This window comes from Cupriavidus sp. TMH.W2 (assembly GCF_050847365.1).
Classification (GTDB): Bacteria; Pseudomonadota; Gammaproteobacteria; order Burkholderiales; family Burkholderiaceae; genus Cupriavidus.
Window position 1 is genome coordinate 1,191,283 of sequence record NZ_CP193792.1, and the last position, 22,590, is coordinate 1,213,872.

The 22,590-nt window shown below is 66.8% G+C and carries 17 protein-coding genes and 1 tRNA gene; 10 read left to right on the forward strand and 8 right to left on the reverse strand.

The annotated features are described in order from the left end of the window. Positions 1-27: 27 nt before the first annotated feature. From ppk2 to ACREYQ_RS05590, 3 genes are all read right to left on the reverse strand, one after another. Complete coding sequence (gene ppk2, locus ACREYQ_RS05580) at positions 28-1,140, reverse strand: polyphosphate kinase 2 (RefSeq protein WP_432259771.1); 1,113 nt, start codon at positions 1,138-1,140, stop codon at positions 28-30. A 13-nt stretch (positions 1,141-1,153) separates the two neighbouring features. Then, complete coding sequence (locus ACREYQ_RS05585) at positions 1,154-1,369, reverse strand: YdcH family protein (protein WP_432259772.1); 216 nt, start codon at positions 1,367-1,369, stop codon at positions 1,154-1,156. Between the two features lie 200 nt (positions 1,370-1,569). Next, positions 1,570-2,391, reverse strand: coding sequence for an inositol monophosphatase family protein (locus ACREYQ_RS05590; RefSeq protein ID WP_432259773.1), 822 nt, complete (start codon positions 2,389-2,391; stop codon positions 1,570-1,572). A 211-nt stretch (positions 2,392-2,602) separates the two neighbouring features. Here ACREYQ_RS05590 and ACREYQ_RS05595 point away from each other — a divergent pair, with 211 nt between their 5' ends. Continuing rightward, positions 2,603-3,433 carry an RNA methyltransferase gene (locus tag ACREYQ_RS05595; RefSeq protein ID WP_432259774.1) on the forward strand — a complete coding sequence of 277 codons (831 nt, stop codon included), beginning with the start codon at positions 2,603-2,605 and terminating at the stop codon, positions 3,431-3,433. Between the two features lie 305 nt (positions 3,434-3,738). Continuing rightward, positions 3,739-4,482, forward strand: coding sequence for a serine O-acetyltransferase (cysE, locus tag ACREYQ_RS05600; RefSeq protein ID WP_432259775.1), 744 nt, complete (start codon positions 3,739-3,741; stop codon positions 4,480-4,482). A 35-nt stretch (positions 4,483-4,517) separates the two neighbouring features. On the opposite strand, the gene ACREYQ_RS05605 is transcribed toward cysE, so the two are convergent. From ACREYQ_RS05605 to ACREYQ_RS05620, 4 genes are all read right to left on the reverse strand, one after another. Then, positions 4,518-5,315 carry a UDP-2,3-diacylglucosamine diphosphatase gene (locus tag ACREYQ_RS05605; protein ID WP_432259776.1) on the reverse strand — a complete coding sequence of 266 codons (798 nt, stop codon included), beginning with the start codon at positions 5,313-5,315 and terminating at the stop codon, positions 4,518-4,520. A 66-nt stretch (positions 5,316-5,381) separates the two neighbouring features. After that, positions 5,382-5,882: a peptidylprolyl isomerase gene (locus ACREYQ_RS05610; protein ID WP_432259777.1), complete on the reverse strand. Its 501-nt coding sequence runs from the start codon at positions 5,880-5,882 to the stop codon at positions 5,382-5,384. 22 nt (positions 5,883-5,904) lie between these two features. Beyond that, positions 5,905-6,489 (reverse strand): peptidylprolyl isomerase, encoded by a 585-nt coding sequence (locus ACREYQ_RS05615; RefSeq protein WP_432259778.1) that lies wholly within the window; start codon positions 6,487-6,489, stop codon positions 5,905-5,907. 71 nt (positions 6,490-6,560) lie between these two features. Next, positions 6,561-7,277: a tetratricopeptide repeat protein gene (locus ACREYQ_RS05620; protein WP_432259779.1), complete on the reverse strand. Its 717-nt coding sequence runs from the start codon at positions 7,275-7,277 to the stop codon at positions 6,561-6,563. 241 nt (positions 7,278-7,518) lie between these two features. Between ACREYQ_RS05620 and cysS the strand changes: the two genes are divergently transcribed. From cysS to ACREYQ_RS05650, 6 genes are all read left to right on the forward strand, one after another. Next, entirely contained in the window at positions 7,519-8,907 is a 1,389-nt protein-coding gene (cysS, locus tag ACREYQ_RS05625; protein WP_432259780.1) for a cysteine--tRNA ligase, read from the forward strand. Then, complete coding sequence (locus tag ACREYQ_RS05630) at positions 8,904-9,743, forward strand: DNA-3-methyladenine glycosylase family protein (RefSeq protein ID WP_432259781.1); 840 nt, start codon at positions 8,904-8,906, stop codon at positions 9,741-9,743. The genes cysS and ACREYQ_RS05630 overlap by 4 nt, the downstream gene beginning before the upstream one ends. A 115-nt stretch (positions 9,744-9,858) precedes the next feature. After that, entirely contained in the window at positions 9,859-10,830 is a 972-nt protein-coding gene (locus ACREYQ_RS05635; RefSeq protein ID WP_432259782.1) for an acetyl-CoA carboxylase carboxyltransferase subunit alpha, read from the forward strand. After that, entirely contained in the window at positions 10,796-12,253 is a 1,458-nt protein-coding gene (tilS, locus tag ACREYQ_RS05640; protein ID WP_432259783.1) for a tRNA lysidine(34) synthetase TilS, read from the forward strand. The genes ACREYQ_RS05635 and tilS overlap by 35 nt, the downstream gene beginning before the upstream one ends. Positions 12,254-12,376: 123 nt before the next feature. Further along, the gene (locus ACREYQ_RS05645; protein WP_432259784.1) at positions 12,377-13,627 is read left to right on the forward strand and encodes an aspartate kinase; all 1,251 of its coding nucleotides are present in this window, start codon (positions 12,377-12,379) and stop codon (positions 13,625-13,627) included. Between the two features lie 131 nt (positions 13,628-13,758). After that, a tRNA-Ser gene (locus ACREYQ_RS05650) sits at positions 13,759-13,852 on the forward strand. A gap of 128 nt (positions 13,853-13,980) precedes the next feature. Here ACREYQ_RS05650 and ACREYQ_RS05655 read toward each other — a convergent pair. Continuing rightward, positions 13,981-17,406, reverse strand: a complete 3,426-nt coding sequence (locus ACREYQ_RS05655) for an adenylate/guanylate cyclase domain-containing protein (protein ID WP_432259785.1) — start codon at positions 17,404-17,406, stop codon at positions 13,981-13,983. Between the two features lie 212 nt (positions 17,407-17,618). Between ACREYQ_RS05655 and ACREYQ_RS05660 the strand changes: the two genes are divergently transcribed. Both ACREYQ_RS05660 and ACREYQ_RS05665 read left to right on the forward strand, forming a co-directional pair. Next, positions 17,619-18,548, forward strand: coding sequence for an adenylate/guanylate cyclase domain-containing protein (locus ACREYQ_RS05660; RefSeq protein ID WP_432259786.1), 930 nt, complete (start codon positions 17,619-17,621; stop codon positions 18,546-18,548). 517 nt (positions 18,549-19,065) lie between these two features. Then, a complete protein-coding gene (locus tag ACREYQ_RS05665) occupies positions 19,066-22,575 on the forward strand; it encodes a pyruvate carboxylase (RefSeq protein WP_432259787.1) in 3,510 nt (1,169 codons plus the stop codon). Positions 22,576-22,590 lie beyond the last annotated feature (15 nt).

A 22,590-nucleotide genomic window follows, 5' to 3' on the forward strand; every position in this document is an offset into this window, starting at 1 on the left:
GAGCGGCTGCGGCGGCACTGTGGTGGCTTAATTTGCCAGCGCGCGCCCCACGATCAGCGGATCGGGCTGCCCGATGGCGCTGGTATCGCGATTGGCGTAGGAGAAGCGCGCCAGGATGAAGCGCAGCGCATTGAGCCGCGCGCGCTTCTTGCAGTCCGAGCGGATCACGGTCCACGGCGCATCGGCGGTGTCGGTATGGGCGAACATTGCCTCTTTGGCGCGGGTGTAGTCGTCCCACTTGTCCAGCGAGGCCACGTCGACAGGGCTGAGCTTCCATTGCTTGAGCGGGTGGATCTCGCGCTCGCGGAAGCGCCGGCGCTGTTCTTTCTGGCTGACCGAGAACCAGAACTTGAACAGGTGGATGTCGCTGCGCACCAGGTGCCGCTCGAAGTCCGGGGCCTGCTGCAGAAAGTCCTGGTATTCGCGCGTCGAGCAGAAGCCCATCACATGTTCCACGCCGGCGCGGTTGTACCAGGAGCGGTCGAACAGCACGATCTCGCCGGCAGCAGGCAGGTGCTGCACATAGCGCTGGAAGTACCATTGCCCGCGCTCGGTTTCGGAGGGCTTTTCCAGCGCCACCACGCGCGCGCCGCGCGGGTTCATGTGTTCCATGAAGCGTTTGATGGTGCCGCCCTTGCCGGCGGCGTCGCGGCCTTCGAACACGACCACCACGCGCTGGCCGGTCTCGCGCACCCAGGCCTGGAACTTGAGCAGCTCCACCTGCAGGCGGTACTTCTGCTTCTCGTAATTGCGCCGCGACATCAGGTTCTGGTACGGGTACGCGCCTTCGCGCCAGCCCGCGGACAGCTCATCGTCCGGATGCCGCTTGCGCCCGGCCTGCCACGCGGCGGGATCGCCTTCGAGGATGAGGCTGCGCAGTTGCGCGGCCTCGTCGGGCGCCAGGCCGTCAAGCAGCGTGCGCATGGCCTCTAGCATGCCGGCGCCGTGGCCGGCGCGGCTGGCCAGGATGTCCTGCATGCTGCTGGCCGCGAGTTGCACCGCGGCGTCGACGGCGCTGTCGACTTCATTGCGCCGGGCCGACAGCGCCGAGGTGGTGGGCAGCACATCGCCCCGGGCTGTGGCGCGGGGACGTGGCGGGGTGGCGGTGTGCGACGGCTGGAGGGTGTCGCGATCGGTCATCTGCGGTCCTCCGTCAGGCAGCGGTGGTGCGCAGGATCTCGTAGAGCTGGTCCTTGAGCCGGAGCTTTTCCTTTTTCAGCCGCTCGATCTCGAAGGTGGAGGCCGGCACCAGCCCGGACTCCATGTTGTGGATTTCCTGGTCCAGCGCGTTGTGGCGGTGGAACAGGCGCGCGAAGCGGGCATCCTGGGTCTTCAGGGCGGTGATCTGGTCGCGGTATTCGGGGAACATGCTGGCTCTCCTGTGCTGGATCCGCGCGCACGGGGCGTGGCGCATGGATTCATTCTGGGGAGGGCAGGGTGGTGCGACCTTGACCAGGATCATGGCCGTCGGAGGATTGAGAATGATCTGACCGGCGCCGCGCATAAAGCAAAACGCCCGCCGGGGTGCGGCGGGCGTCGGGGGCATGGCCGTCAGGCCATGTGCCGGTGTCAGGCGGCGGTGGGCTTGGCGTGGTCCAGCGAGAACGGCGACAGCAGGCGCACCATCTGGGCGAACGCCTTGGGGTTGCCGGCCAGCACTTCGCCCTGTTCCATCTGGCGCGGTTCGCCGGCGTAGTTGCCGACCAGGCCGCCCGATTCAGTGATCAGCAGCATGCCGGCGGCCATGTCCCACGGCTTCAGGCCGCGCTCGAAGAAGCCGTCCAGGCGGCCGCAGGCGACGTAGGCCAGGTCCAGCGCGGCGGCGCCCGGGCGGCGCAGGCCGGCGCAGCTGCGGGTCATCAGCGCGAACATTTCCAGGTATTCGTCCATGCCTTCCAGGTCGCGGAACGGGAAGCCGGTGCCGATCAGGCAGTCGGCCAGCTTGTCGCGGCGCGTGACGCGGATGCGGCGGTTGTTCAGGAAGGCGCCGGCACCCTTGCTGGCGGTGAACAGCTCGTCACGGGTCGGGTCGTAGACCACGGCCTGCACCGGCGTGCCGCGGTGCAGCTGGGCGATCGAGACCGCGTATTGGGGGAAGCCGTGGATGAAGTTGGTGGTGCCGTCCAGCGGGTCGATGACCCAGGTGTACTCGCGGGGGTCTTCGCCCTCGGCCCAGGACTGGCCGGATTCTTCCGCTAGAATGCCGTGTTCCGGGTAGGCCGTGCGCAGGACCTCGATGATCGCGGCTTCGGCGGCGCGGTCCACCTCGGTGACAAAATCGTTGTGTTGCTTGCGCGAGACGCGCACCAGATCGACGTCGAGCGACGCGCGGTTGATGATGGATCCCGCCTTGCGGGCCGCCTTGATGGCGATATTGAGCATCGGATGCATGAATCTCTCCAGGCCGGCCACGACCGCGCGGCGGGGCGCCAAAGCGCCGCACGCCCGCTCATGGGCAGCTGACAACACAACGGATTGTAGAAGAACGTCGGGCGTCGCCGGTTCTGCTGCGCTCTGCTGAGAAAACTCGCAAAAGTGCCGCGAAAGACTCGCGAGCAAGCAAAAACCTGGCGCCGCGCCAAAGAAGAATCCCGAATTGTATATGAACCCGGCAATTGATACGAGCCAGCCCGCTTCCCATGGCACAAGCGGCGACACCGGCGGCGACGCCTTCGGGCGCGTGCGCTTCGTGCTGGTCGAAACCAGCCACCCCGGCAACGTCGGCTCGGTGGCGCGCGCGATCAAGACCATGGGCTTCGGCAGCCTGGTGCTGGTCTCGCCGCGCGAGCCGGACGTGCTGCGGCACCCCGAGGCCATCGCCATGGCCAGCGGTGCCGACGATGTGCTGGCCGGCGCCGTGATCGTCGACCAGATCGACGCGGCCCTGGCGGGCGCCGCGCTGACCGTGGCCATGACGGCCCGCCAGCGCGAGTTCGGCCCGCCGCGGCTGCTGCCGCGCGCCGCCGCGGAACGCGCGCGCCAGACGCTGTCCGGCAGCGGCGGCGTGGCGTTCGTGTTCGGCAACGAGCGCTACGGACTGCCCAACGAGGCGGTCGAGCGCTGCAACGCCGTCACCCATATCCCGGCCAATCCCGCTTATACCTCGCTGAACCTGGCACAGGCGGTGCAGCTCATCGCCTACGAACTGCGCCTGGCACTGCTGGAGGCGGCCCCGGACGCGGGCGCCAATATCGGCTATGCTGGTGAGCCGGCCACGGCCGAGCAGGTCGAGGCCATGTTCGGGCATCTGCAGACCGGCCTGGAGGCGATCGGTTTTCTCGATCCGTCCAACCCGCGCAAGCTGATGACCCGGCTGCGGCGGCTGCTGGCGCGCAGCGGCCTGGAGCGCGAGGAAGTGAACATCCTGCGCGGCATCGCCAAGCACATGCTGATCGCCGCGCAACACCAGCCGGGCCCGCAAGGGGACCGGTGACAGGAGCAAGGACAGTGGCAGCAACCCGTGGCGATTCGATGCAAGGCAAGGCAAGCGCACGCAGCTGGTGCGCGGGTGGTTGCCGTGCTGCCGCGGGTTTGCGCGAGCCCGGGCGATGTTGATCGCGGCATCGATGGAATGTCCCTGACGGATCAGGGGCCAAATGCCGGCGCCAGAGACTGGTCCGGCAAATCACTTACACTCCCTGATCCCGTCCCCACCGGCCACCGACCGCGCCGGCGACCCTGCCCCGGGCACCAGCCCGCGTGGCGCGGCGCACGGCGCGGCACCACGACACGACCAAGATGTTCTCTCGCCTGAAGGAAGATATCGACACGATCATGCTGCGCGATCCCGCCGCGCGCAGCCGCCTCGAAGTGCTGACCTGCTATCCCGGCCTGCACGCCGTGGTGTTCCACCGCTTTGCGCACGGATGCTGGAACGCGGGCTTGCACTGGCTGGGGCGCTGGATCTCGCACTGGTCGCGCTTTCTGACCGGCATCGAGATTCACCCGGCCGTCAAGCTGGGCCGGCGCGTGTTCATCGACCACGGCATGGGCGTGGTGATCGGCGAGACCGCCGAGATCGGCGACGATTGCACCATCTACCAGGGAGTGACGCTGGGCGGTACCTCGTTGTACAAGGGCCAAAAGCGCCACCCCACGTTGGGCGCCGGCGTGGTGGTCAGCGCGGGCGCCAAGGTGCTGGGCGGATTCGTGGTGGGCGACGGTGCGCGCGTGGGCTCCAACGCGGTGGTGCTCAAGCCGGTGCCGCCAGGCGCGACTGCCGTGGGCATTCCGGCCCGCGTCATCCTGCCGGATGCGCCATCCGCGCAGCTGGGCGCCAGGCAGGAGTTCTCGGCCTACGGCATCACGCCCAATGCGGACGATCCGGTGTCGCTGGCGCTCAAGAGCCTGATCGACAATGCGGCGGCCCAGCACGACCGCATCGAAGCGGTGCTGGCCGCGCTCGACCGGCTTGGCGAACACCTGGAGAACACGCCGAATGATCCCTTCGACGCGAGCGTGCTGCGCAAGCTGATGAAGTGAGCGGATGGCGAGACGGACTGCGCCGGCGCTGCCGGTCAGTCCGTCTGCGGCAGCAGACGAAACCCGTCGCGATCCAGTTGCAGCACCGCGGCACGCGGATGCGCGCCATCGAGATCCCAGTCCGTCAGCACCCAGCGCACGCCCCCGGCTTCTTCATGCCGCGCGGGGCGATGCGTGTGGCCATGGACCAGCAGCGATGCCCCCGCCGCGCCGAGCAATTCGGCCGCGGCCGCCGGTGCCACATCGCCGTAGATCACCGGCACGGCCGCGCCGGCGCTCAACTGCCTGGCGCGGTTGCCTTCGCTGTCCGCGCGCAGCTTGCGCGCGATCGACAAACGCACCTTCAGCGGCAGCGCCAGGAACACGCGCTGCACCCAGCCCTTGCGGGTCCAGCGGCGGAATCGGTTGTAGCGTTCGTCGTCGATGCACAGCATGTCCCCGTGGCTCAGCACGACGCGCTCGCCGGCGCAGTGGATCACGGTGGGGTCGGGCAGCAGCGTGGCGCCCGCGGCGCGGGCGAAGCGCTGTCCCAGCAGGAAGTCGCGGTTGCCGTGCATCAGGTAGACCGCCACGCCGCGCGCGGCCAGCGCGCGCAGCACGCCCGCCACGCGTTGCGCGAGCGGCGAGTCGGTTTCTTCGTCGCCGACCCAGAATTCAAAGAAGTCGCCCAGGATGAACAGCGCGCGTGCGCGCTGCGCGGCGCGTTCGAGCGTGCGCTCGAAGGCCGCCAGCGTGCGGGGCATGCCGGGCGTCAGGTGCAGGTCTGAAATGAACCACGCCGGCGCCTGTACCTCGAGGGGACCGGCCACCGGCGTGTGGGGGATTGCGGTCATGCGTGGTGTCGGAAGGATAAAGCCGGCACGTGGGCGCGCACGGGACCGCAATCGGCAGGCATCGGCTTACTCGACGATGACGGCCTTCTCGATCACGACGTCTTCCAGCGGCACGTCCTGGTGGAAGCCCGAGCTGCCGGTGCGCACGCCCTTGATCTGCTCGACCACGTCGGTGCCGTCGACCACCTTGCCGAACACGGCATAGCCGAAGCCCTGCGGGGTGGGCGAGGAGAAGTTCAGGAAGTCGTTGTCGACCACGTTGATGAAGAACTGCGCGGTGGCCGAGTGCGGCGCGTTGGTGCGCGCCATGGCCACGGTGTAGCGGTCGTTCTTCAGGCCGTTGCCGGCTTCGTTCTCGATCGGGGCGTCGGTGCCCTTTTGCTTCATGCCGGGCTCGAAGCCGCCGCCCTGGATCATGAAGTTCTTGATCACGCGGTGGAAGATGGTGTTGTCGTAGTGGCCCTTGCGGACATACGACAGGAAGTTCTCAACCGACTTCGGGGCCTTTTCGGCGTCGAGTTCGATGGTGATGACACCCTGGTTGGTGTGGAGCTGGACCTTGGACATGGCGGTTTCCTCTGTTCGGTAATTATTTGACGACGCTGGCCGACTCGATCACGATCGGCGTGGCCGGCACATTGCGCATCGGGCCGTAGGCCGTGGTCGGCACGGTCTTGATCTTGTCGATCGTGTCCATGCCTTCCACCACCTTGCCGAAGACTGCGTAGCCGTTGCCGTCCGGCTGCGGGTAGTCAAGACTCGGATTATCCACCACATTGACGAAGAACTGCGCGGTGGCCGAGTTGGGGTCGCTGGTGCGTGCCATGGCGAGCGTGCCGGCCTTGTTCTTCAGGCCGCTGCGGGCTTCCAGCGGGATCGGCGCGCGCGTGGGCTTTTCCTTCATGTCGCGGTCAAAGCCGCCGCCCTGCACCATGAAGCCGTTGATCACGCGGTGGAAGATGGTGCCACTGTAGAAGCCGCTCTTCACATATTCCAGGAAGTTCGCGACGGTCTTGGGCGCGGCATCCGGGTAGAGCTCGACAGTGAACTTGCCGGCGCTGGTGACGAACTGGACGCGCTCGGCGGCCTTCTGCTGGGCCAGCGCGCTGAACGAAGACAGCGCCAGGGCGCCTGCGGTCAGGCCGGCCAGGACGATGCGACGGGAACGGATCATGAATGGAACTCCGGTAGGTCTGGATGGACACGGCCCGGGCGCGCGGCGCCCGGGCATGCGGATGGATGCCGTCAGTCGGCCGCGGGGGCGCTGGCAGGCGCCTGGCGCCCGGCCGGTGCCGCCTTGCGGCTGCCGGCGGGTGCGGCCGGCTTTGCCGGTGCCGCCGCCGGGGCGGAAGCGGGGTTCAGCTGGCGCAGGCCGGCGCTGGCGCGCGCATCGCCCGGATTGCGGCGCAGCGCCTCGGCGTACGACTGCTCGGCCAGGCGGCGGTAGACATCGCCCAGGTTGGTGTAGCCGATGGCAAAGCCCGGCTTGACCTGGGTGGCCAGCAGCAGCTCGGCCTCGGCGCGCTTCAGGTCGCCGCGCCTGGCGTAGAGCAGCGCCAGGTTGTTGTGCGGCTCGGGCAGTTCCGGAAAGTCCTGCGCCATCTCGGCAAAGGCCTGGATGGCCGCATCCTCGCGGCCGGACTGGGCCAGGGCCCAGGCGCGCTGGAAGCGAGCCTGCGCATTGCGCGGGTTGGCGGCCAGCACGCGATCGAAGCCCTTGATGGCCTCGTCATAGCGGCGCGCATTGGCGGCCTGCTGAGCCTCGCTCATGCCCGGGTCGGTCGACTGGATGCCGCCGGCCGGTGCGGTGGGCGCGGCCAGCGACAGCGGGCCGGTCTGCGCCTGGGCGGGGGCAGCCAGGGCGGCCGCCAGGGCCAGCAGGGGCAGTACGGCGCGATGGCCGCGCCGGCGCGCGGCGGCGGCGGGCGTGGCGAAGGACGGGGAGGGCAGCGGCAGGCTCATTGAGGACGGGTCCGTTATACTCCGCGGCATTCTAGCAAAGCGGCAAGTCCGGCACGAAGGCGATGCCATGGCGGCGCATGGTGCGCGACTTGCGTGCGCCCCGGCAGTGCAACGCTGCGGGCCCAACCCGCGCACCGCCTTCCGGTAAGATATGGGGCGCGACGGTATTGCGCCGGTGGCCACGGCCCGCGCTGCCTGCTGTGCGAACCCGGCAGTCTCCTCTCACCACTCACTTCGTTTCATGCAGCTTCTGAACATCTACAACACGCTCGCGCGTGAGAAACAGCCATTCGTGCCAATCGAACCCGGCAAGGTCCGCATGTATGTGTGCGGCATGACCGTGTACGACTACTGCCACGTTGGCCACGCTCGCGTGATGGTGGTGTTCGATATGGTGCACCGCTGGCTGCGCGCCGCCGGCTACGAGGTGACATATGTGCAGAACATCACCGACATCGACGACAAGATCATCCGCCGCGCGGCCGAGAACGGCGAGACCATCGGCGAGCTGACCACGCGCTTCATCCAGTACATGCACGAGGACGCGGCCGCGCTGGGCGTGATCCGTCCCGACCATGAGCCGCGCGCCACCGACTACGTGCCGCAGATGCTTGACATGATCGGCAAGCTCGAAGCCAGGGGCCTGGCCTACCAGGCCAGCGACGGCGACGTGAACTATTCGGTGCGCAAGTTCGACGGCTACGGCAAGCTCTCGGGCAAGTCGCTGGAAGACCTGCGCGCCGGCGAACGCGTCAGTGCCAACGATGCCAAGCAGGACCCGCTGGACTTCGTGCTGTGGAAATCCGCCAAGGCCAGCGAGCCGCCCGAGACCAAATGGGAATCGAAGTGGGGCGCCGGCCGCCCGGGCTGGCACATTGAATGCTCCGCCATGAGCTGCGCGCTGCTGGGCGAGCATTTCGACATCCATGGCGGCGGAGCTGACTTGCAGTTCCCGCACCACGAGAACGAGATTGCGCAGTCTGAAGGCGCCAGCGGCAAGCCCTTCGTCAATATGTGGATGCACAACGGTTTCGTGCGCATCAACGACGAAAAAATGTCCAAGTCGCTTGGCAATTTTTTCACCATCCGCGAGGTCCTGAAGTCGTACGACGCCGAGGTCGTGCGCTTCTTCATCCTGCGCGCGCATTACCGCAGCCCGCTGAACTACAGCGACGCGCACCTGGACGATGCCCGCCACGCCCTGACGCGCCTGTACACCGCGCTCAAGGACAGCCAGCCGGGCGGCTGCGCGGTGGACTGGGATGAGCCGCACGCCAAGCGGTTTGCCGAGGCGATGGGCGACGACTTCAACACCCCGATCGCGATGTCGGTGCTGTTCGACCTGGCCAGCGAGATCAACCGCACCGGCTCGACCGCGGCCGCGCGCCAGCTCAAGGCGCTGGCCGGCACGCTGGGCCTGCTCGAGCGCGATCCGCACACCTTCCTGCAGGGCGGCAAGTCCGACGACGGCCCGTCGCCGGACGAGATCGAAAAGCTGATCGCCGCGCGCAAGACCGCCAAGTTCGAGCGCAACTTTGCCGAGGCGGACCGCCTCCGCGCGCAACTGCTGGAAGCGGGCATCGTGCTGGAAGACAAGCCGGGCGGTGCCACCGAGTGGAGGCGTGCTTGAACGCTGCCGCGCGCAAGCCCGCCACCGCCACGACGCCCGTCGCGCCTGCCGCCACGCGGGGCCGTGCGAAGGCGGCCGGCCCGCGCCCGGACAAGGCCGGCGCCAAGGAGGCGCCGCTGCCCGATGGCAAGGACACGGCAAAAGGCACACGCAATGCCAAGGCCGTGCTGCCCGAGGCGGATGCGGTGCCGCTGCCGGTTGAAACCGTCATCGACGCGGTGCGCCCCGCCTACTGGGACGAGGCCTGCGCCGACCTGATGAAGCGCGACCGCATCCTGCGCAAGATGATCCCGACCTACGGCCCGGCACACCTGGTGTCGCGCGGCGACCCGTTCGTCACGCTGGCGCGCGCGGTGGTGGGCCAGCAGATCTCGGTCAAGGCGGCGCAGTCGGTGTGGGAGCGGCTGCATGCGGCTTGCCCGAAGCTGGCACCGGCGCAGTTCCTGCGCGCCGGACCCGAGAAACTGGCCGGCTGCGGCTTGTCCAAGCGCAAGGCGGAATACCTGATCGACCTGGCCGACCATTTCAAGGCGGGCACGGTGCACGTCGCCGAGTGGGCGCATATGGACGACGAAGCCGTCATCGCCGAACTGACCCAGATCCGCGGCATCGGCCGCTGGACTGCCGAGATGTTCCTGATGTTCAATCTGATGCGGCCCAATGTGCTGCCGCTTGACGACGTCGGCCTGATCAATGCGATCTCCACCAATTACTTCAGCGGCGAACCGGTCACGCGCAGCGAAGCGCGCGAGGTCGCGGCCAACTGGGAGCCCTGGCGCACGGTCGCAACGTGGTATATGTGGCGCAGTCTCGACCCGCTGCCAGTGACGTATTAGGCATCGCGGCAAGAAAATTTAGTGGCAGGTGCAGTCCGGGCTATCTGGCAGGCGCTAAGATAGCGACCAAATTCCGGTAGAATGCGCCCCTTCACAGACAGGTACGTGTGATTTTATGAAAACCACCTTCCTGGATTTTGAGCAGCCCATTGCCGAACTCGAGGCAAAGATCGAAGAACTGCGCTTTGTGCAGGACGATTCGGCTGTCGATATTTCCGAAGAGATTTCGCGGCTGGCCGGCAAGAGCCAGCAGCTGACCAAAGATATCTACGCCAACCTGACCCCGTGGCAGGTTGCGCAAATCGCCCGCCACCCCCAGCGTCCCTACACGCTGGACTACGTGCGCGAGATCTTTACCGATTTCCACGAGCTGCACGGCGACCGCACCTTTGCCGACGATCTGTCGATCATCGGCGGCCTGGCGCGCTTCAATGGCCAGGCGTGCATGGTCATCGGCCACCAGAAGGGCCGTGACACGAAAGAGCGCGCCCTGCGCAATTTCGGCATGCCCAAGCCCGAGGGCTACCGCAAGGCCAAGCGCCTGATGGAGCTGGCGGACAAGTTCGGCCTGCCGATCTTCACCTTTGTCGATACCCCGGGCGCATTCCCCGGCATCGACGCCGAAGAGCGCGGCCAGTCCGAGGCCATCGGCCACAACCTGTATGTGATGGCCGGCCTGAAGGTGCCCCTGATCGCCACCATCATCGGTGAAGGCGGTTCGGGCGGCGCGCTGGCGATTGCCGTGGGCGACGTGGTGCAGATGCTGCAGTTCGCCACCTACGCGGTGATCTCGCCCGAAGGCTGCGCCTCGATCCTGTGGAAGACCGCCGAGAAGGCACCGGAAGCCGCCGAGGCGCTGGGCCTGACCGCGCACCGACTGAAGGCGCTGGGCCTGATCGACAAGATCGTGAGCGAGCCGCTGGGCGGCGCGCACCGCGACTACAAGGGCATGGCGGCGATGCTCAAGCGCGCGCTGGCCGAGTCGCTGCGCCAGTTCCAGGGCATGAGCGTGAAGGATCTGCAGGCTCGCCGCTACGAGCGCCTGCTGGCCTATGGCAAGTTCAAGGAAACCGGCACCCAGGACTGACCCGTCCGCCCGGCTGACCGACAAGGTCGCACAGGCCCTCCAGGCCGGTGCGGCCTTTGTTGTTTCTGGTGGCGGTGCGGGCGAGGGCGCGGCAACGATCGCGGTGGCCCTGTCGGGCGGTCGCGATTCGGTCGCGCTGCTGCATGCCGCCCGCGCGGCTGCGGCGGCGTGGGGTGTTGGCGCGCGCGTGGTGGCGCTGCATGTCCACCACGGCCTGCAAGCCGAGGCCGACGACTGGGACCGATTCTGCGCCGCGTTGTGCGCGCAGTGGCAGGTCGGCTATTTCGTGCGGCGGGTGTCGGTGCAGCCGGAGGCGGGCGAGGGCGTGGAAGCGGCTGCGCGCCGTGCGCGCTACGCCGCGCTGGCGGCGATGTGCGCCGACAGCGGGGCGCACCTGTTGCTGTTTGCCCATCACCAGGACGACCAGGTCGAGACCGTGCTGCTGCGGCTGTTTCGCGGCGCCGGCGTGGCGGGCATGGCCGGCATGCCCGCCATGCGCGCGCTGGATGAGGGCAGCGGCGTGATGCTGCTGCGCCCCTGGCTGGACGTGTCCCGTGCCGAAATCGAGGACTACTGCGCCGCCAACGCCTTGCAATGGGTCGACGATCCGTCCAATGCCGATGCCCGCTACGCGCGCAATGCCTTGCGCGCGCACCTGCCGGCGCTGCTGGAGGCTTTTCCGGCGCTGTCGGCCAACGTGGTGCAGGCGGCAGCGCATTTCGCCCAGGCTGGCCAACTGATCGGCGAGCTGGCCTCGGCTTCGCTGGCGGCGCTGGCGCACCCCGGCCGCGATCCCGACACGCTTTCCGAACTCGACCTGGCTGGCCTGCGCGCCTTGCCCGCGGCGCATGCCGATGCCGTGCTGCGCTTCTGGCTGCGCGACCTGAGCGTGCGCGCGCCGTCCACCGCACGGCTGGCGGCGATGCGCGAGCAGCTGGTCACGCATGCCGGCGGCGAGCCCGCGATCGCGCATGAGGGCCTGGTGTTGCGCCGCTTCCGCGACCGCGTGCTGGCCTGCACGCCGCCACCGGCAGCCGCGCCGGCACCCGTGATGCTGGACTGGCGCGGCGAGGCGCGCATTGTCGTGCCGGCATGGCGCGGCGAACTTCACTTCTTCCGCGACGATACCTTCGGCGTGCCTGAAGCGGTGCTGCGCCAGCCTTTGCGCCTGGCCGCCCGCAGCGGCGGCGAGCGCATCGTGCTGCGCCCCGGCGGCCCCGCCCGGGCGCTGAAGCAAGCCTGCCAGGAAGCCGGCATCCCGGCCTGGCGCCGGGCCTGGCTGCCGTTGCTGTGGGCGGGCGACACCCTGGTGCTGGCCGCCGGCCTCGGCATGCACCGCCGCTGGCCGGACGCCCCGGCGGCGCCGCGCTGGCGCGTGGAATGGCATCCGCGGCCGCCGGCGGTGGCGACGCCGCCGCACTGAAACGGCCGGGTCGCCGCCAGCATCACATCCGATCTGCAGCCCGGGCCCCGCTCCCGCCTTGCCTGACGGGGCGTGTTCGTGTATTTTCAATGGCTTTGCACAATCGCTGGCGTCGACAAGAAGATGGCTCTCATCGTTCACAAATACGGCGGCACTTCGATGGGTTCCACGGAACGCATCAAGAATGTCGCCAAGCGCGTGGCCAAGTGGCACCGCGCCGGTCACCGCGTAGTCGTGGTGCCTTCGGCCATGTCGGGCGAGACCAATCGCCTGCTGGGACTCGCCAAGGAAATTTCGCCGCAGCCCGATCCGCGTGAACTGGACATGCTCGCCTCGACCGGCGAACAGGCCAGCGTGGCACTGCTGGCCATCGCGCTGCACGGCGAGGACATCGACGCGGTCAGCTACACCGGCTGGCAAGTGCCGGTGAAGACCGACTCGGCCTACACCAAGGCACGCATCGAATCGATCGACGACGAGCGCATCCTGGGCGACCTCGACGCCGGCCGCGTGGTCGTGATCACCGGCTTCCAGGGCATCGACGACGACGGCAACATCACCACGCTGGGCCGTGGCGGCTCGGACACTTCGGCCGTGGCCATCGCCGCCGCCATCGAGGCCGACGAGTGCCTGATCTACACCGACGTGGACGGCGTGTACACCACCGATCCGCGCGTGGTCGAAGACGCCCGCCGCCTGGACCAGATCACCTTCGAAGAAATGCTGGAAATGGCCAGCCTCGGCTCCAAGGTGCTGCAGATCCGCTCCGTGGAGTTCGCCGGCAAGTACCGCGTGAAGACCCGCGTGCTGTCGTCGCTGACCGACCCGCTTATGCCGCTCGAGCAGGAAATGCACTCGGGCACGCTGATCACTTTTGAGGAAGACTCCACCATGGAAGCAGCCGTCATCTCCGGCATCGCCTTTGCCCGTGACGAAGCCAAGATCACCGTTCTGGGCGTGCCGGACAAGCCCGGCATCGCCTACCAGATCCTGGGCCCGGTCGCCGACGCCAATATCGACGTCGACATGATCATCCAGAACCAGTCCGTCGACGGCAAGACCGACTTCACCTTCACCGTGCCGCGCGGCGACTACCAGCGCGCGCTGGCCATCCTGAACGACGGCGTGAAGTCGCATATCGGCGCCGGCAGCGTGTCGGGCGACCCGAAGGTGTCCAAGGTCTCGGTGGTGGGCGTGGGCATGCGCTCGCACGTGGGCATCGCCAGCAAGATGTTCCGCACCCTGGCGGAAGAGGGCATCAACATCCAGATGATCTCCACTTCGGAAATCAAGATCTCGGTGCTGATCGACGAGAAGTACATGGAGCTGGCCGTGCGCGCCCTGCACAAGGCCTTCGAACTGGAACAGGTGTAATCCGTTCGTGAACACTTCTGGCGGCGCGATTTGATTTTTGTGTTGTGTCATCGATTTTTCGTTGACCAACGCGCGCAGCGTCGCTAGAATACGCGCTTCGTTGTGTGGCTCCCTCACACAACGCAAGTTTGGGAGACGTGGCCGAGAGGTCGAAGGCACTCCCCTGCTAAGGGAGCATCCGGGCCAAAACCTGGATCGAGGGTTCGAATCCCTCCGTCTCCGCCAGCAATGGCGGCGAACCCCGGAAGATCGCGGTCTTCCGGGGTTTTGTTTTTTGTGCCTCCATCTTTCCCCATCGCGGCCGCAGAGCGGCGCAATGGCCGTCCAGGCAATTCTTGCCGGAACAGGTCCCCTCATGGGCGGCGGTGCACGCCAGCCGCCGCGTCCTGCATATCCGCGTTGTCCAAACCTTCGGTGAATGCGCGCCGGATCTCCGCCAGCAGTTGCCTGGCCGGTTCGATGTTGCCTTGCTGTTGCCAGAGCCGCGCCAGATTCAGGACCGCCCGCAACTCAAGGGATTTGGCATGCTGCCGGCGCGCTACCGCGATCGCCTTGCGAAAACACGCTTCTGCTTCTGCCTCACCGCCAGGCCTGAGGCCGTCGGGGCCTGAACTTTGAAGGATCAGTTCTCCCTTGACCCGATGCCACTCCGCTTCGCAATAGCGTTCCCCGACCCTTTCCACGGCGTCCTTCGCCTCGGCAAGCGCGCTCAGGCCCGACTCGATCTGTCCGATGTGCCCATGGGCCTCGGCCAACAGTGCCTGGAAGTGCGAATACCCCAGCGCCGCCCCCGTGGCCTGGTAGGCGGCCAGTCCCTGGCGCATCTGCGCGATGCCTTCCTGCTGCTGTCCCTGCTCGGAGAGCGCCCAGCCATGAAGGATGGTTGTCCATGCCAGCCAGAACGGGAAGCCTTGTTCGGTCGAGAGCGCGATGCAGGCCTCGGCGTACTCTTGCGTGAGCCTGGGATCGCGGCGGAACTGGTGCAGTTCCGCGGCAAAGGAAAGGGCGTGCGCCAGGCTGAACGGGTGGGACAGCTTCCGGGCCAGCGCGAGGGACCCTTGCGCATTCCTGCTGGCCTGGTCGGGATAGCCGAGACACCACAAGACCAGAGCCGAAATGGATAGCGCGCGTACCTCCGGGTCCACGCCATGAAAATTGAGGTGATCGCGATGCGGTTCTTTGGCGAAGCGCTCTAGTGCATTCCGCAGATGGGCTGCCGCAGCCGTGAACTTTCCCGAGTAATACAACGTCGTTCCCAGCGAGATATGCGCCTCCGCCAGTAACTCGGGGTCTTGCGCCTTCCTGGCCAGCCCAAGGAGTTGCTTCCCGAGCTGGTATGCCTTCGCGTGTTCTGCTCGCAGAGAGAAATAGGTGCGCAATCCCACTTGTGTTCGAAAGCGCTGCGGAGTTTCCCCAACCTGGCTGCACAATGCCAGGGCACGGCTGTAAGTGGCTTCCACCTCGGGCGAGGCAAAGCCTCTGGCGGCAATCAGCGCCGGTCCGATGGCAAGTCGCAAAGCGAGTTCCTGGCGTGCGCGTTCGGCGGTGTCGGGCAGGCGCTTGAGCAATGCCAGGGCGGCATTCAGTTGACGGATGGCTTCCTGATAGGCGGAGCGCTGAACGGCCTGCTGTCCGGTGGCCAGCAGGTACTCCACAGCTTTCGGATCATTGCCGCTAAGACTGTAATGCCGTGCCAGTTCACTGTAGTAATCCTTCAACTGATGATGGAAGAGGGCCTCGATCGCATGGGCCGTGCGTTCATGCAGCGCGGTGCGTTGCTCCGTGAGCAGCGAGCTGCCGGCGACCTCCTGGGTCAGCGCATGCTTGAACGTGTATTCCGTGTCGGGGAATGCGGGCCGCTCGTAGATGAATCCGCCAGCTTCCAGCTGGGCCAGGAGCCGGTGCAACGGGTCATCAGGCTGCGCCACAACCCGCTGGATCAGGCTGTAAGGAAACTCCTTGCCGATCACGGCAAGGCTTTGCAGCAAGTCTTTCCCGGCGCGGGGAAGCCGGTCGATGCGGGCTGCCAGCACGCCTTGCACCGTGGTCGGGATATGCAGGGCCGTCGGGGTCTTCTCGATGCGGCAATGGCCAGGCTCGCCGTGCAGAACCTTCTCCTCGAACAAGGTCTGCACCACTTCCTCCATGAAAAAGGGATTGCCTTCCGTCTTCTCCATGATGAGCGTCTTGAGAGGCGCGAGCGTGGCATCTTCGCCAAGCAGCGCGGCGAGGAGTTGCCCGGCCTCGACCTGGCCCAGCGGATCCAGCCTGAGCTGCGTGTAGTGATCCTTTTCACGCCACTCATGACGATACTCGGGCCGGTAATTCAGCAGCAGCAGAATCCTGGCGCCCGGCAAGTGCGCAACGAGCACATCCAGGAATGCCTCGGTTTCATTGTCCAGCCATTGCAGATCTTCAAACAGGAGTTCGAGCGGCTGATTGTGGCTTTCGCGGACCAGCAGGCGCGTGATCGCCTCGAACGTGCGCTGGCGCCGGATCTGCGAGTCCATGTTGGGCAACGCCGAATTCGGGTCGGCGACGCCCAGCAGGTGGAGCAGATACGGCAAGAGGTCTTCCAGCGTGCGGTCGAGCATCAGCACCCTGCCTGCAACCTTTTCCCGGCACCTCCGTTCATCGTCCTGTACCTCGATCTGGAAGTAGTTCTTCACCAGTTCGATCAGCGGCAAATAGGCAAAGGACTTGCCGTGCGAGACGGAAAACGTCTCCAGGACCATGCAGCCGTGCTGTGACAGCGCCTTGAATTCGTGGAACAGTCGGGACTTTCCGACCCCGGCTTCCCCGACCACCCCGACAATCTGCCCGCTTCCCGTCCTGGCGCGGTCCAGGGCCCCATGCAAATGCGCCAGCTCGTCCTGGCGTCCGACAAATTGCGCCAGGCCGCGCCGCTGCGCCACTTGCAGGCGCGTGCGCAACACCCCCGGGCGCAGCACCTCGTACACGGCAAGAGGTTCCGGAATGCCTTTTACCTGGGTTGCGCCGAGGGCCTTGAAGTCGAAATACCCGTCCGTCAGCCTGCGCACCGACTCGCTGACGAGAATGGATGAAGGCGTGGCAATGGTTTCCATCCGCGAGGCGATGTGGATCGTGTGTCCCACGGGATCGTAGTCCGTGTGCAGGTCGTCCCTGCGGATGGAGCGCACCACCACCTCGCCGGCATGGATCCCCACCCGGATCTGGAGCGGTATGCCTTGTTCGAGCCGGATGCGGTCACTGTGCCGACGCATGGCATCCTGCATCCGCAGCGCCGCATACAGGGCGCGCTGCGGATGGTCTTCATGGGCGATGGGGGCGCCGAACAGGGCCAGGATGCCGTCTCCCAGGGACTTGGCGACATAGCCCTCATAGTGATGCACGGCCTCCATCATCAGGGCCATGACGGGGTCGATCAGGTGGCGTGCCGCTTCGGGATCCAGGTCGTGGATCAGGGCCGTGGAGCCGGCCATGTCGGCGAACAGGGCGGTAATGGTCTTGCGTTCACCCGCGGTGGATCCCCTGGCCTCCATCGCAGCCTGCTCGGCCAGAATGCGCTCGACGAGGTGACGTGGCGTGTAGTCGATGGGGGCGGGTGCGCTCGGCTGGGCGCTGCCGGATGGCCCGCCGGCGGGGATGGCGAAGGATGCGCCGCATGCGGTACAGAACCTGTCCGCGGAGCCCCCTTCATGGCCGCAGCTTGGGCAGCGCCGTGCAAGCCTGGCCCCGCAATCCTTGCAGAATCTGGCTCCGTCGGGGTTGTCGGAGCCGCAGCTATCGCAGCGCATATAGCCTCTTCACATCCGGCCCTTGTATGAACGATTAGATGCCTTCCGCGCCGGGGTATCAATGGGCGGGAAGGCGCCTGGTGCAGCAGGCAGATTCATATTGAGCATCGGGATCGGCGGTGCCAGAATGCCCTACATGCGGGGCGTGGCGCCGGGCATGTGGTCACACCTATTGCCGGGCCGCCCGGCGCTGGCTGGCCGGACAGATCGGGATGCGCATGGACCGGGAACTGCTGCACGAAGCGTCAGAGGGGTCGGTACTGTTTGCGGATGTCAGCGGCAGTACCCGGCTCTATGAGCGGGCTGGCAACGCCGCCGCCCTTGCCGCGATCGGCCGCTGCATCGGTGCGATGCGATCCTGTTCCGAGGCGACGCAGGGCCGCCTCGTCAAGACGATCGGCGACGAGGTCATGGTGCTGTTCCCCTCCGCTGAGCAGGCGCTGCGGGCAGCACTCGACATGCAGCAAGCCATTTCCGAGCTTCCGCCCGTGGCCGGCTTTTCCATGTCGGCCCATATCGGCTTCCACCATGGTCCGATCCTGTGCGAGGCGTCGGGCGATGTGTTCGGCGATGCCGTGAATCTTGCCGCCCGCCTGTCCAAGCTGGCCTCGCGCGGACAGATCATCACCAGCAAGGATGCGGTGACGGACCTGCCCGCGCCGTTGCGCCAGATGACGCGCTACCTGTACCCCATACAAGTGCGCGGCAGGGAGCAGCCGGTCGAGCTGTATGAGGCGATCTGGCAGCAGGCCACCGACCTGACCCTGATTGCGGGTTTCAACCAGCCGTTGCTGAACGCCAGCTTTCTCACGCTCCGCTACCGGGACACGGTGGTGGAAATGAGTGCCGCCTCGGCGCCGGTCACGATCGGGCGCGACGCCGGCATGACGATCGTCGTGACGGACCGGCTGGCATCCCGCTTCCAGGCCATGGCCGAGCCCCGCGCCGGCAGGTATGTGCTGATCGACAGGAGTTCGAACGGCACCCATGTCAGCCTGGACGGCAGCGAGCCATTCATCCTGCGCCGCGATGAGGTCACGCTCAGGGGCCACGGCTGGATCGGTTTTGGTCCGTGGGCGGGGCCGACGGCGGAGTGCATCGAGTTCGCGTTGTGCATCGACAAGACTGGTGTGGCGCGCTAGGTGCCATGCTTGAGTTGAAAGAGTGAATTTCAATTATGAAATTCAAATCGTGTTCCGTACTCTGAAATCCCTTTCAAATCAGAAGGATGCAGCGTGGCCCGCTTCTTGCGCGCTGCGCACAGGATAGGCGCGGACTTCATCGTGCCTGCAATCTGCCGTCGCCCTCTGGCCATCGTGTTGTGTTGAGGGCAGGCGCCCTAGGCCTTGAAGAGGAATGCACCGCGATGTACTACGGACGTAACGGAGCCGGCGCGCATAGCCGCGAGCTTGCCGGAGATGGCGATCAGCCGCGTGCCGGCCAGAATCGAAACGAGCACGGCGAGCGTGACAGGCAGTCGCCAAAGCGAACCAACTGGGCATGGGCCGCTGCATCGGCGCATCATGACTGGATGGATTCGCACACCGCATTTGCACATTACGAGTAGCAGCCCGGGCAAGCCTGGCGCCCTTGCTGCATTCCCGATCACCTGACCCTGCCGTGGCGGTTGCGCATGGCTGGTCGCTTCCTTGCACCCCCATGGACTACGCCCCTATCCGCTCCCTGCTGATTGCCAACCGTTCCGAGATCGCGATCCGCGTGATGCGCGCCGCCGCCGAGATGAACGTGCGCACGGTGGCGATTTATTCGAAGGAAGACCGTCTCGCGCTGCATCGCTTCAAGTCCGATGAGAGCTACCTGGTCGGCGAAGGCAAGAAGCCACTGGCGGCTTACCTCGACATCGACGACATCCTGCGCATTGCCAGGCAGGCGAAGGTCGACGCCATTCATCCCGGCTATGGCTTCCTGTCGGAAAACCCGGACTTCGCGCAGGCCGTGATCGACGCCGGCATCCGCTGGATCGGCCCGTCGCCCGAGGTCATGCGCAAGCTTGGCAACAAGGTGGCGGCGCGCAACGCGGCGATCGAGGCGGGCGTGCCGGTGATGCCGGCAACCGATCCGCTGCCGCATGACCTGGAAGCGTGCAAGCGCCTGGCCGCCGGCGTCGGCTATCCGCTGATGCTCAAGGCAAGCTGGGGCGGCGGCGGACGCGGCATGCGGGTGCTGGAAAGCGAGCAGGACCTTGAGGGGGCGCTGGCCGCGGCGCGGCGCGAGGCGCTGGCCGCGTTCGGCAACGACGAGGTGTATGTCGAAAAGCTGGTGCGCAACGCGCGCCACGTCGAAGTGCAGGTGCTCGGCGACACGCACGGCAACCTCGTGCATCTCTATGAGCGCGACTGTACCGTGCAGCGGCGCAACCAGAAGGTGGTGGAGCGCGCGCCCGCGCCTTACCTCGACGATGCCGGCCGGGCCGCGCTGTGCGAATCGGCGCTGCGGCTGATGCGCGCGGTCGGCTACACCCATGCCGGCACGGTCGAATTCCTGATGGATGCCGACTCGGGCCAGTTCTACTTTATCGAAGTCAACCCGCGCATCCAGGTCGAGCACACGGTCACGGAGATGGTCACCGGGATCGACATCGTCAAGGCGCAGATCCGCGTGACCGAAGGCGGCCATATCGGCATGACCGAGAACACGCGTAATGAGAACGGCGAGATCGTCGTGCGCGCCGCGGGCGTGCCGGTGCAGGAAGCCATTTCGCTGAACGGTCATGCACTGCAATGCCGGATCACTACCGAGGACCCGGAGAACGGCTTCCTGCCGGACTACGGCCGCCTCACCGCCTACCGCAGCGCGGCCGGCTTCGGCGTGCGCCTGGATGCCGGCACCGCCTATGGCGGCGCGGTGATCACGCCGTACTACGATTCGCTGCTGGTCAAGGTCACCACCTGGGCGCCGACCGCGCCCGAATCGATCCGGCGCATGGACCGTGCGCTGCGCGAGTTCCGCATCCGCGGCGTCGCGTCCAACCTGCAGTTCCTCGAAAACGTCATCAACCATCCGGCGTTCAAGTCCGGCGACGTCACCACGCGCTTCATCGACCTGACGCCGGAGCTGCTGGCGTTCACCAAGCGCCTGGACCGCGCCACCAAGCTGCTGCGTTACCTGGGCGAGGTCAGCGTCAACGGGCACCCGGAGATGAGCGGCCGCACGCTGCCATCGCTGCCGCTGTCCGCACCGGTGCTGCCCGCCCTGGACACCAGCGGTGCGCTGCCCTACGGCACGCGCGACCGGCTGCGCGAACTGGGCGCGGAGAAGTTCTCGCGCTGGATGCTCGAGCAGAAGCGGGTGCTGCTGACCGACACCACCATGCGCGACGCGCACCAGTCGCTGTTCGCCACGCGCATGCGCACCGCCGACATGCTGCCGATCGCGCCGTTCTATGCGCGCGAGCTGTCGCAACTGTTCTCGCTGGAGTGCTGGGGCGGGGCCACCTTCGACGTGGCGCTGCGCTTCCTCAAGGAAGACCCGTGGCAGCGCCTTGAGCAACTGCGCGAGCGCGTTCCCAACGTGCTGTTCCAGATGCTGCTGCGCGGATCCAACGCGGTCGGCTACACCAATTATGCGGACAACGTGGTGCGCTTCTTCGTGCGCCAGGCCGCCAGCGCCGGCGTGGATGTGTTCCGCGTGTTCGATTCGCTGAACTGGGTGCGCAATATGCGCGTCGCGATCGATGCCGTCGGCGAAAGCGGCGCGCTGTGCGAAGGCGCGATCTGCTATACCGGCGACCTGTTCGACAAGTCGCGCGCCAAGTACGACCTGAAGTACTACGTCGGCATCGCGCGCGAGCTGCAGCAGGCCGGCGTGCATGTGCTGGGCATCAAGGACATGGCCGGCATCTGCCGTCCGCAGGCGGCCGCGGCGCTGGTCAGGGCACTCAAGGAAGAGACCGGGCTGCCGGTGCATTTCCATACCCACGACACCAGCGGCATCTCGGCCGCTTCGGCACTGGCCGCGATCGAGGCCGGCTGCGACGCCGTCGACGGCGCGCTCGACGCCATGAGCGGGCTGACCTCGCAACCCAACCTGTCGAGCATTGCCGCGGCGCTGGCCGGCAGCGAGCGCGATCCCGGCCTCAGCCTGGAGCGCCTGCACGAAGCGTCGATGTACTGGGAAGGGGTGCGCCGCTACTACGCGCCATTCGAATCCGAAATCCGCGCCGGCACCGCCGACGTGTACCGCCACGAGATGCCCGGCGGCCAGTACACCAACCTGCGCGAGCAGGCGCGCTCGCTCGGCATCGAGCATCGCTGGACTGAGGTGTCGCGCGCTTACGCCGAGGTCAACCAGATGTTCGGCGACATCGTCAAGGTGACGCCGACGTCCAAGGTGGTCGGCGACCTGGCCTTGATGATGGTGGCCAACGACCTGAGCGCCGCCGATGTGTGCGATCCGGCCAAGGAAATCGCCTTCCCTGAATCGGTGGTGTCGCTGTTCAAGGGCGAACTGGGCTTTCCGCCCGACGGCTTCCCCGCGGCACTGTCGCGCAAGGTGCTGCGCGGCGAGCCGCCCGCGCCGTACCGGCCCGGCGACCAGATCCCGCCGGTCGATCTCGACGCGGCGCGCGCCGCGGGCGAAGCCGCGTGCGAACAGCCGCTCGACGACCGCCAGCTGGCTTCGTACCTGATGTACCCCAAGCAGGCCGGCGAGTACCACGCCCATGTGCGCAACTACAGCGATACCTCGGTGGTGCCCACGCCGGCCTATCTGTACGGCCTGCAGCCGCAGGAAGAAGTGGCCATCGACATCGCCGCCGGCAAGACCCTGCTGGTCTCGCTGCAAGGCACGCACCCCGATGCCGAGGAGGGGCTGATCAAGGTCCAGTTCGAGCTGAACGGGCAGTCGCGCACCGCGCTGGTCGAGCAGCGCAGCACCACGCAAGCGGCCGCGGCGCGCCATAGCCGGCCGGTTGCCGAGCCCGACAACCCGCTGCATGTCGCCGCCCCCATGCCTGGCTCGATCGTGACCGTGGCGGTGCAGCCGGGGCAGCGCGTGGCCGCGGGCACGACGCTGCTGGCGCTGGAGGCGATGAAGATGGAGACCCATATCGCTGCGGACCGGGACTGCGAGATTGCGGCGGTACATGTTCAGCAGGGGGATCGTGTGGCGGCGAAGGATCTGTTGATCGAGCTGAAGGACGTGGGCTGACGCTGGCGGAGGAGG